The organism is Allobosea sp. GW822-FHT05A11, from assembly GCF_058800455.1.
Map to the genome: position 1 here is coordinate 288,923 of NZ_JBXAMI010000001.1, position 12,494 is coordinate 301,416.

Consider the following 12,494-nt stretch of genomic DNA (forward strand, 5'->3'; position numbering starts at 1 on the left):
GATCGGATTGCCATGACCAACAGCGCGATCAGCTATCGCTACCTGCCGCGGGCCGCCTGCACGGTCGAGCCCTGGAAGAACGGGCTGGGCTCGACGGACATCATCGCCGAGGAGCGGATCGACAACGTAGCGGGAGAGGGCTGGGACGGGCTGGTCTGGCGTCTCGCCGCAACCGAGATACCGACGGCTCTGCCGTTCTCCGACCATAGCGGCTATGAACGCCACCAGGTCGTAATCGAAGGCGAAGGCCTCTATCTCGATACGCCTTCCGGCACAATCGACCTATCAACGCCGCTGAAACCCGTTCGATACGGTGGCGAACTCAAGATCATCAGCCGACCGGAAAAGGGGGCTGTCAAAGTCTTGAATCTGATGCTCGATCGAAGCTTGGCGACAGGAGAAATGGCAGTCCTCACTGCTGAGGCTGATAGCGAGTTTCCGGCAGGAGCGCATCTCGTATTGGCCGTCGCGGGTGATGCTCGTGCGCTGGTTCAAGGCGTTGAAATCGACATTGTGGAAGGCGATACCGTCGCCCTTGAGATTGAATCAGCTGTATCGATAGTCATCAGATCGGGTTCTGCTGTGGTCTCCTCGATTTACCGGATATGAAGATCAGCGCCTGCGATGCCTCGTGCATTCGGCCCAGGTCGCCGAGAGCGAATGGGCGGCAGATCAGATCTGATCGAGCCCGCGGTAGCGCGCGAAGATGTTCTGCCGGCCGGCTGAGAAGATGACGACCTCGTAACTGTCGGGCGCCTGCCCGCGCACCTCCATGCCGGGCGAGCCGACGGGCATGCCCGCGACGGCAAGGCCGGTCGCCCTCGGGCGTTCGGCCAGCAGGCGCTTGATCGCCTCGGCCGGGACATGACCCTCGACGACATAGCCGCCGATCTCCGCGGTATGGCAGGAGGCGAGAGCATCGGGCACGCCGAGCCGGGTCTTGAGCGGCGCAACATCCGCGACCTCGATCACCTCGACCGGAAAGCCGGCGGTCCTCACATGCGCGACCCAGTTGCCGCAGCAACCGCAATTCGGGTCGCGCGTCACGGTCATCTTTGGCAATGCCTCGGCAGCGACCGCGGGGAGCCACAGCATGAGGCCGGCGGTTGTCGGCGCGAGGCCGAGCATCAGCGCGCGGCGGGATGGCAGAAATGCGTTGGTCATGACGATCTCTCTTCTTCGACGTCCAATTCTACCACTGCCGCCTCATTCGTGGCGCCTGCGCTCTCGATCGCGGCACCCGTGTCATCGAGCACCGTTTCGCGTCGCCCCGTTCGCAGCCGCAGGCGATGAGGGCCGATCGCGAAGGCCGGCCCTCCTTGACATCAGCTGATCGGTTCCGGGCTCGGCGTGTAGCCGGCTGCGATGACGGCGGCCTTGATCGCGGCATAGTCGTCCGAGCCCAGCACGCTCACGCGCTTGGAGCCGGGGTCGGCAGTCGCGGCGGTTCCCGGCAATCTGGCCTCGATTGCAGCCTTGATCGTACCTGCGCAGTGGCCGCAGGTCATATCCTCGACCAGAAAGGCCACGGCGTCGCCGGTCGGCGCGGCCGTCTCGGTTGCGGGCTTCGCGTGCTGTTGGCAGGAGCACATGTCTGCATCATCCTTTCGATGTGGCGATGGCCGGAACGTGCTCCTTCCCATCGTGGGAAGGTCAAGCGGCTTTTGCTAGCCACCGCGATCTTTGGTCGAGGGGTTTGGGCTGCACCGGCCCCTGCTGCAGACGATGACAAGGATCTTGTGCGAAGTGCCAAGGCAATTCGCCCGGTAGGCGATGAGATCGCGCTGTTGCAGAACCGTCTCGATCTGCGGCTCGATGCAGCCGTTGTCGAGCAGGGTTCGTTGCAGATCGCCATCGGAGGCGAGGGCCGCGGAGCTTGTCATGGCGACCCCCGCGGCGATCGAAACGACCCAGCGAAGGCGGGCGCGTCGAGACCGCCCGCCGCGCTTGGGTGTCGTCACTTCGCTTTCTGGAGCTTGGTCACCGTAAGCTGGCCGTTGACGCGATCGGCGTCGAACTTGACCTTGGTTCCGGCTTTCAGCCCCTTGAGCATGGCCGGGTCGCCGGCCCGGAACACCATGGTCATGCTGTCCATGTCGAGATTCTTGATCGGGCCGTGATTGATGGTGAGCTTGCCCTGGGCCTCGTCGATCTTGGTGACGGTGCCGCTGACCGACTGGGCGGCGGCCGGCAGCGCGGCAACGAGGAAGGCGAGGGTGGCGGCGGTTTTCAGCATGGGATGCTCCTTTCGCTGAGAGCGTTCACTTGACGATGATCTTGCCGGTCATGCCGGCTTCGCGGTGGCCGGGGATCAGGCAGGAGAAGTCGAACTCGCCGGCCTTGGTGAAGGCCCAGACGATCTCGCCGGTCTTCTTCGGCGCGAGCCGCTTGGCGTTCGGATCGTCATGTTCCATGTCGGGGTTCTTCTGCATCTCGACGGCGTGCTTGAGGTTCTCCGCCAGCGTCGCCAGCACGAGTTCGTGGTCGAGCTCGCCATTGTTGCGGAGCTGGAAGCGGATCTGCTCGCCGCGGCGGGCCTCGACGCGGTCCGGGATGAAGGACATCTTGCCGTCCCTCTCGGCCATCACGACCTGGACGATGCGGGCCGGCTTCTTCGGGTCTCCGGCCTTGCCATAAGCGGTCTCATCGCCGTGGCCGTGCCCGGCGCCGCCGGGGCCGGCCATGGCTGCTCCGGCTGAGAGGATGACCGCGATCGCGGCGAGCTTGAATGCTGCTATGCCCATGAGGCTCTCCTGGCTGGGATGGCGTGTCAGTGGTTGGAATGCGGCTTCTTGGTCGCCGGGCGTGGCTTACCGTCCGGCCCGAGGCTCGGCTTGCGCTGGTCCTTGGCGCGCCATTCGGCCGCCTGGACGCCGCTCTCGGGCGGGGTCGCGCGCGGCGCTTCGCCGAGCTTCGCGCCCTTGAGTTCGTAGGCGACGGTTCCCTCGGGATGCCTGAACCAGCCGGGGTCCTTGTAGTCGGTCTTCGCCAGCCCCTCGCGGACCTTCACCACCGAGAACATGCCGCCCATCTCGACCGGGCCGAACTGGGCGAAGCCGGTCATCATCGGCAGGGTGTTGTCGGGCAGGGGCATCTCCATCGCGCCCATCTCGCCCATGCCGTGCGAGCCCATCGGCATGTAGCCGGGCGCGATCCTGGCGATGCGCTTCGCCAGGTCCTTCTTGCTGACGCCGATATAGTTCTTCACCGAATGCCCCATCGCATTCATCGTGTGATGCGACTTGTGGCAGTGGATCGCCCAGTCGCCCGGCTCGTCGGCGACGAAATCGAAGGCGCGCATCTGGCCGACCGCGACGTCGATCGAAACTTCGTCCCAGGCTGCCGCCGGGTCGACCCAACCGCCATCGGTGCAGGAGACCTTGAACTCGTAGCCATGCATGTGGACCGGGTGATTGGTCATGGTCAGGTTGCCGAAGCGGATCCGGACCTTGTCGTTCAGGCCGACGACGAAGGGGTCGATGCCCGGGAACACGCGGCTGTTCCAGCACCACATGTTGAACTCGGTCATCTCGGCGACGCGCGGGACATAGGAGCCGGGCTCGATGTCGAAGGCGTTGAGCAGGAAGACGAAGTCGCGGTCGACGCGGCGGAAGGCCGGGTCCTTGGGGTGGACGACGAAGAAGCCCATCATGCCCATCGCCATCTGGACCATCTCGTCCGAATGCGGGTGGTACATGAAGGTGCCGGAGCGCCGGAGCAGGAACTCGTAGACGAAGGTCTTGCCCGAGGGGATATGCGGCTGCGTCAGCCCGCCGACGCCGTCCATGCCGTTGGGCAGGCGCTGGCCGTGCCAGTGCACGGCCGTGCTCTCCGGCAGCTTGTTGGTGACGTAGATGCGGACCTTGTCACCCTCGACCGCCTCGATCGTCGGCCCCGGCGACTGGCCGTTATAGCCCCAGAGATAGGCCTTCATGCCGGGCGCGAGCTCGCGCACCACCGGCTCGGCGACGAGATGGAATTCCTTCCAGTCGCCGTTCATCCGCCAGGGCAGCGTCCAGCCGTTGAGCGTCGCGACCGGCTGGTAGTCGGGCCCGGTGGTCGGCACGAGCGGGGCCTGCGTCGTCGCCTCCGCCATGGTCGGCGCTTCCGGGGCGGCGGCGAAGGCGCTGCGGCCCGAGACCGCTGCGGCACCGGCCAGCACCAGTCCGGACGAGCCGATGAAGCCTCTGCGGGAAAGGGATGTCATATCCGTCAACTCCTTCAGTGGCCGGCGCCGCCGGCATCGCCGCCGCCGGCCGCCGCCACGGTGGCCGAGCCGCCACCCCCGCTGCCGCCGCCGATCAGCGCGTGCTTGAAATCGGTATGGGCGATCCAGAAATCGCGGCGGGCATTGATCGCGGCGACGTTCGAGAGGATGCGGCTGCGGGCATCCGCGATCAGGTCCGTGACGTCGTTGAGCATGCCGCTGTACTGCAGCAGCGACTGCTCCTGGATGATCTTGCGCAAAGGCAGGACGTTGGTCTGGTACTGGCGCGTGATGTCGTAATTGGCGCGGTAGGCGGTATAGGCCTCGCGGGCTTCCGAGCGGATGTTGACCGCCTTCTCGGCCAGCTTGTTGGCTGCCTGCATGTAGGTCTGCTCGGCGAGCGCGACCTTGGACTGGCCGAAATCGTAGATCGGGATATCGATCTCGAGCTCCAGCGTCCGGCTGCGGCTGGCTTCGCGCTCGACATGGCCATGGTCGTTGATGCTGCGGCTGCGGTCATAGGTGCGCCGCCCGAGCAGGTCGATATCGTTGACGAAGCGCGTCGCCTGGGTGAGCCCCAGCGACTTGGCGAGCGTGTCGAGCTCGGCCCGCGCGATCCGGAGATCGACGCGCTTGCGCAAAGCCTCGGCCTCGATCGCCTTGACCGATTGCAGGCGTGGCAAGGGCGGCAGGCTGCCGACCCTGAACTTCAGCTCGTCGCCCCAGAGACCGAGCTGGCGAATGAGCCGCTCGCGCTCCTGCCGTTGCTGCTGGCGGGCCTGAGCGAGCTGCACGGTCAGTTCCGCCTCGAAGGCGAACTCGCGGGCCTGGTCGATCTTGTTGACGCCGCCGGATTCGCCGAGCCGCTTGAGCAGCTCGGAGGCCGCATCGGCGGAGCTTTTTGCCTCCTGATAGAACGCGACCTGCGCGTTGGCGGCGGCGGCGCGGTAGTACTGGCGGCGCGTGTCGGCGGCGAGCTTCAACACCGCCTCGGCCGTCCGCATCTGTGCCGTCTGGAAGCGGTCGCGGGCGATCTCGGCCCGTGCCGGCAAGGTCGCCAGCGCCAGCAGGCTGCCGACGATCTGACGCTCGATCTCGAGCTCGAAGCGGCCGGAAAGCTTGGAGATGCCGAAGCGCGGATTGGGCGGCAGGCTGGCCGCGACCATCTGCGCCTCGGCCATGCCGAGCTCGTTGAAGGCCGCCTGCAGGCCGCGATTGTTGAGCAGCGCGACCTGCACCGCCGCATCCGCCGTCAATGGCTTGCGCAGGAGCTGGTCGACGCGCGCCTTGGCGGTGAGCGCGGCCTGGTCATCGCCGATCTTGGTCACGTCCTTGCCGATATCGGCATAGGTCGCGGTCTGGATCGCGCTCATGCCGCCGTCAGCGGAAAACCCGGCGCAGCCGCCCAGCAGCGCCGTGGCGCCGGCAAGCAGGGTCCAGCGCAGCAGGCGCCGGGCTTTCGGAACGGGAGAAGCGGTCAAGGCCGGTCCTTGGGTATGGATGCGCGAGGGCGTGGCGGCAGGGCTGCTCGGCTTCGTCATGATTTCGGCCCGACCCGGCGGTTGAGCTCGCGCCAGTCCTTGGGCTCGGCCGGGCGGTAGCTGGCGGCGCCTGCCGTCACGCTGCCATAGGTGACGGCGGGAACGCGGGCATTCGGATCGGCCGGCCGGGCCAGATGGTCTGGAACGGCGGAGACCGAGCAGGCACCGAGCGCCAGACCGATCGCCCCCAGGAACGGCAGCTTCACCAAGTTCACGACTCACGGCTCCCCTGTTGCGGTGGAGCAGGGGTAGCAACGCCGATCCGCGGGCGTCCGTTACAAATTGTTTCAAAGCGATGCGGGCAGTCGAGCCACGGGCGCGCTATGGTCGGTTCGCATAGAGGAGAGCCGGCGCTCGCACGGCAGGGTGATGACAGGGAACGCAGAACACGAGACGGGTCAGGCGCCCGTTGCGCCGATCGCCGACGATCACGGCCATATCCTGGTCGTGGATGACGATCCGCAGATCAGGCTTCTGGTCGCGCGCTTTCTGCAGCGGCACGGCTATCAGGTGACCGGCGCGCCGGACGGCCGGGCCATGATGGAAGCGCTGGCGCACAGCGCCATCGACCTGATCGTCCTCGACCTGATGCTGCCCGGGCGGTCCGGCGTCGAACTGTGCCGCGACGTGCGCGCGACCTCCCATGTCCCGATCGTGATGCTGACCGCCCGCGGCGAAGAGAGCGATCGCATCACCGGCCTCGAAGGCGGGGCGGACGATTATGTGACCAAGCCGTTCAGTCCGCGCGAATTGCTGGCACGGATCCGGGCCTTGCTGCGCCGGGCGCGGGCGAGGCAGGGCGCACCCGTCTCGCAGGCGAACGCGCTCGTCACCTTCGACGGCTGGCGCATGGACCTGCGCCGCCGGGAGCTGCAATCGCCGGCCGGGACCTTGATCGACCTCTCGACCGGCGAGTTCGACCTGCTCCTCGCCTTCGTCGAGCATGCCAACCGTGTGCTCTCGCGGGAGGCGCTGATGCAGTTCGCCAAGGCCCGGATGAGCGACGATCCGTTCGACCGGACGATCGACGTCCAGATCAGCCGCCTGCGCCGCAAGCTCGAGGCCGATGCCAGCGGCAGTCAACTGATCAAGACGGTGCGGGGCGCGGGCTACCTGTTCGCCTCGACGATCGGGTATCACGAAGGACAGAGCGCTTGACGAGGCTGCTTGGACGATTCTGGCCCGACACGGTGGCAAGCCGCGCGATCCTGATCCTGTTCGCGGCGCTGCTCGCCTTCCATCTGCTCGGCTACTGGGCCTTCCGCGTCGGTGTGGAAAGCTTCGCCTCGGCCGGGCGGGACGGCAGCCTCGCCGAGCGCATCGTCTCGATCAAGCGCGCCATCGCCAGCATCCCCGACGGGGCGGAGCGCGACCGCGTCGCGCATGATTTGTCGAGCGCGAGCCTCGAAGTTCACTGGAGCAAGGTCAGCCTCGTCCTCGGGAACGTGCCGGCGACCGAGCGGACGCGCCTGATGGAAGCGCACTTGCAGCAGTTCGCGCCCGATCTCGCGACAGAGTCCTTCCGCGTCGGTGTGGCGGATGATGGCGGAGCCGCAACCGACCGGCATCTGATGCTGGTCTCGATCCGGCTCGACGACGGTAGCTGGGTCAATTTCTCGTCGTCGGCGCTCGGTGCCGCGCAGCATCTCGACTGGAACCTGACCGCGATCATGATCTGCTTCGCCGTCGGGATCGTCGTGGTCGCACTGTTGCTGTTGCGCTGGGCGACCCGGCCGCTGCGTGACCTCGCGCTGGCGGCGGAGCGCTTCAGCCTCGATCAGGTGCCGCAGCCCCTGCCGGAAGACGGCCCGGCCGAGGTCCGCCGCGCGGCGCGCGCCTTCAACACCATGCGCGAGCGCATCCAGCGTCTCGTCACTGAGCGCATGCAGGCGATGGCCGCGGTGTCGCACGACCTGCGCACGCCGATCACTCGTCTGAGACTGCGCTCCGAGCTGCTCGACGATGACGCGACGCGGCGTCTGATCGATGCCGATCTCGGCGAGATGGAGGAGATGATCGATTCGACGCTGGACTATCTGCGCGGAGGCGTGTCGAGCGAGGCTCTCCGGCCGATCGATCTCGCCTCGGTCGTCGAGACCATCGTCGACGAGCATCTCGACCAGGGGCATAGCGTCAGCCTGTCGGGGCTGAACGCGGCGCCGATTCTCGGGCGTCTCCTGCCGCTGAAGCGAGCATTCTCGAACGTCATCGGCAATGCGGTCAAATACGGGGCGTCGGCCACGATCGGCATCGCCGAGGCGGGGAGCCATGTCGTGATCACGGTCGAAGACGAGGGGCCGGGGATCCCGGCGGCCGACAGGGAGCGCGTCTTCCTTCCCTTCGTGCGGCTGGAAGAATCGCGGGGGCGCGAAACCGGGGGCTCTGGGCTGGGCCTCACCATCGCCCAGGCCGTCGTCAGGTCGCATGAGGGGAGCGTGGCGCTGGAGAACCGGGTGGAAGGCGGCCTTCGCGTCACCGTCTTGTTGCCCAGGCTCGATCATCCGACCCGGGACCGTTCCCGTCGGCCCGATGCGCTCATCAAAAATGGGCAAATCGTCCGTGGCTGAGACGATTATTCTGGAATGGCCCGCCGCCGCCGACGCACGCTCGGGACAACGACGCCGGATTGCCTGAAAGCAGGCCTTTGGTGCCCCTGGCCGGGATCGAACCAGCACTCCTTGCGGAACTCGATTTTGAGTCGAGCGCGTCTACCAATTCCGCCACAGGGGCCCTTGCAGGCGGGCGGACTATAGCGATCGACCGATGCCGGTCAATCGGCGGAAGCGTCATTCCCGCAGGTTTCGTCGGATGATCTTCGGGGCGTTTCATCGTCGAGGCGGCATTGCCGAGGCGATGGCTCGACAAGCGATCGCCTCGGCTTATGGAAGCCGTTGCGTCACCGGCTGCCTCATGCTCTAGAGCGCGCCATGCTCAAGCGCCTCTATGAATGGACGATGTCGCTCGCCGCCCGGCCGCGGGCAGAGCTCTGGCTGGCGGCCGTCGCCTTCGTCGAAAGCTCCTTCTTCCTGATCCCCGCGGATGTCCTGTTCGTGCCGATGGCGCTCGCCCGGCCGCAGCGGGCCTATCGGCTGGCCTTCATCGCGACGCTGTTCTCGGTGCTCGGCGGCATCGCCGGCTATGCGATCGGCTATTACGCCTTCGAGGCGCTGGCGAAGCCGGTCCTGGCTTTCTACGGCAAGCTCGGAGCCTTCGAGACGCTCAAGGCTTGTGCCGGGCCGGATACGACACTGATCCTGCTGACGACCTCGGGCCTCGCCCATCTGCCGCCGATCAAGGTGGTGACGATCCTGGCCGGTGCCGTCCATATCGGGCTGACCTTCTTCGTGATCTCCTGCGTGCTGGCGCGCGGCGCGCGCTTCTTCGCACTCGCCTTCCTGCTGCGGCGCTACGGCGATACCATCCGCCACTTCATCGAACGTCGCCTGAAAGTGATCGCCGTTGCCGGCGCTGCCGTGCTGATCCTGCTTTATTTCGGCCTCAAGCTCGTCGCAGGGTCCGGCCAGCTTCTCTCCTGCTGAGCCCCCGCCATGACCGCCTCCCCAGCCGCCGCCGCTGCTTCGAGCCGCCTGCCGAGCTCGCGACAACTGATCGCCCTCATCGGCATCGTGAGCCTGGCGCTGATCGCAGGAGCCTGGTTCTTCGAGCTCGCCCTGCACTTGAAGCCCTGCAAGCTCTGCCTCGAGCAGCGCATGCCGCATTACGCCGCCATCGGGCTGGCGCTCGCCGGGCTGGTGCTGGCGCGTTCGCCACGGCTGCAATGGCTCGTCCTGCTCGGGCTGGCCGGGCTGATGGCGTGGAGCACGGGGCTTGGCATCTATCATGCCGGCGTCGAATGGGGCTGGTTCATGGGGCCGAACGACTGCGGCGGCGCGGCCGCGGCTGCGACCGGCATGCAGGACTTCATGAAGCAGTTGCAGACGACGCGCATCGTCGCCTGCTCGGAGGCAGCCTGGCGCTTCCTCGGGCTGTCGCTCGCCGGCTGGAATGCGTTGGCATCGGCCGGACTCTTCCTGCTCGCGGTGCTCGGGCTGCTGCGCGGGCGGACGGCTGTCACGCATCCGGGAACCGGGCTCGTTTAGCCACTCTAGCGGTCGCCTCCTGGTTCGATCGGCGCGGGGCTCCTCATCGCCCCGGCTTCTCGGGGGCTGGAGTTCCGGATAGAGCCCGTGCGGCTCAATCGCGAAGACGACGACCCTGGTGAGATTGCACGGGGCTGTTGGCAGCCATAGATTTTCGCGAGAAGGCGGATCTGACCCCTTAAGAACCCGCAACCGGATTGGTCCGTTCAATGAACAAGCACATCCTGACTGTTACCTGCGTATCGAGAAGAGGGGTCGTTGCCGCGATCGCGGGCTATCTGGCCGGCATGGGTTGCAATATCTCGGACAGCGCGCAGTTCGACGATAGCGACACGGGCCGCTTCTTCATGAGGGTCGGCTTCGTCAGCGAGGAGGCGAAGCCGCTATCGGCGATCGCGGAAGGCTTCGCAGATGTCGCCAGGCCCTTCGACATGACGTTCGACTTTCGCGACGAGAGCGAAAAGGCGAAGGTCGTCCTGATGGTCTCGCGCTTCGGGCACTGCCTGAACGACCTGCTCTACAGGTGGCGGATCGGTGCGCTGCCGATCGATATCGTCGCCGTGATCTCAAACCACATGGACTATCAAAAGGTCGTCGTGAACCACGACATTCCGTTCCATTGCATCAGGGTGACCAAGGAGAACAAGACGGCTGCGGAGGCGCGCCAGATGGAGATCATCAAGGAGAGCGGCGCCGAGCTCGTCGTGCTCGCGCGATACATGCAGGTCCTGTCCGATGAAATGTGCAGGCAGATGTCCGGGCGGATCATCAATATCCACCACTCGTTCCTTCCAAGCTTCAAGGGAGCGAACCCCTACAAGCAGGCCTTCGAGCGTGGTGTGAAACTGATCGGCGCCACGTCCCACTATGTTACGGCCGATCTCGACGAAGGGCCGATCATCGAGCAGGACATCGTGCGCGTGACGCATGCGCAGAGTGCGGAGGATTACGTGAGCCTGGGAAGGGATGTCGAGAGCCAGGTGCTGGCCCGGGCGATCCACGCCCATATTCACCGCCGCGTCTTCCTGAATGACGGGAAGACCGTGGTGTTTCCTGCCTCGCCGGGGTCGTACGCCTCCGAGCGGATGGGGTGACCCGAACCATTCGGCTGAAGCCACTGTAGAACGGCAGCCAGCCACTTGCAGCCGTTCTTCGTGTGGGCACGCTGGTTCTACGTAAAAACACGCTGTCATTCCGGGTGAAGCCCGAATGGCGGCGTGTTTCGTGGGAATGAAGCGAGCGCTTGAAGAAATTCCGCAATTCTTCGAATCGCGGAATTGCTCCAGGTCCTTGTCTTATTGGATTTTCTTCACGCGAACCGGTGCCCGCTTCGCTCGAAAACGCTCTCAGGGCTCCAGTTCCGAATCCCAGTAGAGGTAATCGAGCCAGCTTTCGTGCAGGTAATTCGGCGGGAAGAGCTTGCCGTTGCGGTGGAGGTCATTGACCGTCGGCGCAAAGGGCTTCTGGGCCGGGAACATCTCGACCGCGGCCGGCATCTTGTCGCCCTTGCGCAGGTTGCAGGGCGAGCAGGCGGCGACGACGTTTTCCCAGGTGGTCAGGCCGCCCTTCGAGCGCGGGACGACATGGTCGAAGGTCAATTCGTCGCGCGTATTGCAATATTGGCAGGCGAAGCGGTCGCGCAGGAAGACGTTGAAGCGGGTGAAGGCCGGGGTCCGCGAGGGCTTGATATAGCTCTTGAGCGAGACCACCGAGGGCAGCCGCATGTCGAAGCTCGGGCTGCGGACGACGGTGTCGTATTCGGAAACGATATTGACGCGGTCCATGAAGACCGCCTTGATCGCGTCCTGCCAGCTCCACAGCGACAGGGGATAGTAGCTGAGCGGCCGGAAATCGGCGTTCAGCACCAAAGCCGGACAGCCGTCCGGCGATGCCATCGGATGCATCACATGCGCCGTCAAACCCGTCGCACCTCCGCTTCATCGAGCGAGACGAATCCCGCCCAAGGATCAATGTAAGCGCGAGACGACAGGAATGTGAAGGAACTTATTGCGCCTGCGTTGCGGCGCCCGGAATGAGGTGCGGCACATAATCGCCCGACTTCGCCGGTAGTCGCCGGACAGGCCCTGTGGGCCGATTCGTGGACGAAACACCGGAGGGGCCGCCCGTGAAGGCCAAGCTTGCCGCGTTCCTTGCCCTGATGATCCTGATCGCGCCGGCTTCCGCCGCGGAGATCCGGGTCGAAGGCGCGCAGATGTCGCGCGATTTCGCCTGCGAGGACGGGCAGGATGTCTCGATCTCCGGCGCCGGACACAAGGTCGTGCTCACCGGCCGCTGCGGTGCGGTGAACGTGCACGGCGCGGATCACATCGTGTCGTTCGAGACGGCCCGGGAGATCGCCGTCAGCGGCATCGCCAATACGGTCGAGGGTGGCACGACCGGGGGGCTCGTCGTCGAAACGGCCAAGAATAAGGTCAAGGCGACGGTGAAGGCGGCGGAGACGGCGAAGATCGACGTCTCGGGCGCCGATCAGAAGCTCGAGTTGACGCTTGCGGGCCCCACGCAGATCGAGGTGCAGGGCGCCAAGAACGCTGTCGAATGGCGCGCCGAGGCCGGGATCAAGGCGCCATCGGTTTCGGCCGGGGGCGTCGAGAATCGGATCAGCCGCCGCTGAGGCGGCGGCTGCGA

The 12,494-nt window shown here is 65.8% G+C and carries 16 protein-coding genes and 1 tRNA gene; 7 read left to right on the forward strand and 10 right to left on the reverse strand.

The genetic code is table 11. The annotated features are described in order from the left end of the window. Positions 1 to 12: 12 nt before the first annotated feature. The gene (locus tag AC1RLU_RS01385; protein ID WP_492793566.1) at positions 13 to 609 is read left to right on the forward strand and encodes a HutD/Ves family protein; all 597 of its coding nucleotides are present in this window, start codon (positions 13 to 15) and stop codon (positions 607 to 609) included. 63 nt (positions 610 to 672) lie between these two features. On the opposite strand, the gene AC1RLU_RS01390 is transcribed toward AC1RLU_RS01385, so the two are convergent. The 8 genes from AC1RLU_RS01390 to AC1RLU_RS01425 all read right to left on the reverse strand — a co-directional run bounded on the left by AC1RLU_RS01390 (position 673) and on the right by AC1RLU_RS01425 (position 5,963). Beyond that, complete coding sequence (locus AC1RLU_RS01390) at positions 673 to 1,164, reverse strand: DUF411 domain-containing protein (protein WP_492793567.1); 492 nt, start codon at positions 1,162 to 1,164, stop codon at positions 673 to 675. A 161-nt stretch (positions 1,165 to 1,325) separates the two neighbouring features. After that, a complete protein-coding gene (locus AC1RLU_RS01395) occupies positions 1,326 to 1,592 on the reverse strand; it encodes a heavy-metal-associated domain-containing protein (protein WP_492793568.1) in 267 nt (88 codons plus the stop codon). 75 nt (positions 1,593 to 1,667) lie between these two features. Continuing rightward, positions 1,668 to 1,961 carry a hypothetical protein gene (locus tag AC1RLU_RS01400; RefSeq protein ID WP_492793569.1) on the reverse strand — a complete coding sequence of 98 codons (294 nt, stop codon included), beginning with the start codon at positions 1,959 to 1,961 and terminating at the stop codon, positions 1,668 to 1,670. Then, on the reverse strand, positions 1,958 to 2,236 hold the full coding sequence (locus AC1RLU_RS01405) for a copper-binding protein (protein ID WP_492793570.1): 279 nt from the start codon (positions 2,234 to 2,236) through the stop codon (positions 1,958 to 1,960). The genes AC1RLU_RS01400 and AC1RLU_RS01405 overlap by 4 nt, the downstream gene beginning before the upstream one ends. Before the next feature lie 25 nt (positions 2,237 to 2,261). Then, positions 2,262 to 2,744 carry a cupredoxin domain-containing protein gene (locus tag AC1RLU_RS01410; protein ID WP_492793571.1) on the reverse strand — a complete coding sequence of 161 codons (483 nt, stop codon included), beginning with the start codon at positions 2,742 to 2,744 and terminating at the stop codon, positions 2,262 to 2,264. A gap of 26 nt (positions 2,745 to 2,770) precedes the next feature. Next, the gene (locus AC1RLU_RS01415) at positions 2,771 to 4,207 is read right to left on the reverse strand and encodes a multicopper oxidase family protein (protein WP_492793572.1); all 1,437 of its coding nucleotides are present in this window, start codon (positions 4,205 to 4,207) and stop codon (positions 2,771 to 2,773) included. Between the two features lie 14 nt (positions 4,208 to 4,221). After that, positions 4,222 to 5,688, reverse strand: coding sequence for a TolC family protein (locus AC1RLU_RS01420; RefSeq protein WP_492793573.1), 1,467 nt, complete (start codon positions 5,686 to 5,688; stop codon positions 4,222 to 4,224). A gap of 56 nt (positions 5,689 to 5,744) precedes the next feature. Beyond that, a complete protein-coding gene (locus AC1RLU_RS01425) occupies positions 5,745 to 5,963 on the reverse strand; it encodes a hypothetical protein (RefSeq protein ID WP_113586612.1) in 219 nt (72 codons plus the stop codon). A 154-nt stretch (positions 5,964 to 6,117) separates the two neighbouring features. Here AC1RLU_RS01425 and AC1RLU_RS01430 point away from each other — a divergent pair, with 154 nt between their 5' ends. Together AC1RLU_RS01430 and AC1RLU_RS01435 are read left to right on the forward strand one after the other, a co-directional pair. Beyond that, positions 6,118 to 6,906 carry a response regulator gene (locus tag AC1RLU_RS01430; protein ID WP_492793574.1) on the forward strand — a complete coding sequence of 263 codons (789 nt, stop codon included), beginning with the start codon at positions 6,118 to 6,120 and terminating at the stop codon, positions 6,904 to 6,906. Continuing rightward, positions 6,903 to 8,315: an ATP-binding protein gene (locus AC1RLU_RS01435; RefSeq protein ID WP_492793575.1), complete on the forward strand. Its 1,413-nt coding sequence runs from the start codon at positions 6,903 to 6,905 to the stop codon at positions 8,313 to 8,315. Before AC1RLU_RS01430 ends, AC1RLU_RS01435 begins: the two co-directional genes overlap by 4 nt. 78 nt (positions 8,316 to 8,393) lie before the next feature. On the opposite strand, the gene AC1RLU_RS01440 is transcribed toward AC1RLU_RS01435, so the two are convergent. Continuing rightward, a tRNA-Leu gene (locus AC1RLU_RS01440) sits at positions 8,394 to 8,478 on the reverse strand. Positions 8,479 to 8,675: 197 nt separating this feature from the next. Here AC1RLU_RS01440 and AC1RLU_RS01445 point away from each other — a divergent pair. The 3 genes from AC1RLU_RS01445 to purU all read left to right on the forward strand — a co-directional run bounded on the left by AC1RLU_RS01445 (position 8,676) and on the right by purU (position 10,942). Continuing rightward, positions 8,676 to 9,287 carry a YqaA family protein gene (locus AC1RLU_RS01445; RefSeq protein ID WP_061970185.1) on the forward strand — a complete coding sequence of 204 codons (612 nt, stop codon included), beginning with the start codon at positions 8,676 to 8,678 and terminating at the stop codon, positions 9,285 to 9,287. Between the two features lie 9 nt (positions 9,288 to 9,296). After that, complete coding sequence (locus AC1RLU_RS01450; RefSeq protein WP_492793576.1) at positions 9,297 to 9,848, forward strand: disulfide bond formation protein B; 552 nt, start codon at positions 9,297 to 9,299, stop codon at positions 9,846 to 9,848. Between the two features lie 209 nt (positions 9,849 to 10,057). Then, entirely contained in the window at positions 10,058 to 10,942 is an 885-nt protein-coding gene (gene purU / locus AC1RLU_RS01455; protein ID WP_492793577.1) for a formyltetrahydrofolate deformylase, read from the forward strand. Positions 10,943 to 11,194: 252 nt separating this feature from the next. On the opposite strand, the gene AC1RLU_RS01460 is transcribed toward purU, so the two are convergent. Beyond that, the gene (locus tag AC1RLU_RS01460) at positions 11,195 to 11,752 is read right to left on the reverse strand and encodes an HNH endonuclease (protein WP_061970322.1); all 558 of its coding nucleotides are present in this window, start codon (positions 11,750 to 11,752) and stop codon (positions 11,195 to 11,197) included. Positions 11,753 to 11,973: 221 nt separating this feature from the next. Between AC1RLU_RS01460 and AC1RLU_RS01465 the strand changes: the two genes are divergently transcribed. After that, the gene (locus tag AC1RLU_RS01465) at positions 11,974 to 12,480 is read left to right on the forward strand and encodes a DUF3060 domain-containing protein (protein WP_091856891.1); all 507 of its coding nucleotides are present in this window, start codon (positions 11,974 to 11,976) and stop codon (positions 12,478 to 12,480) included. The last annotated feature ends 14 nt before the right edge of the window (positions 12,481 to 12,494 follow it).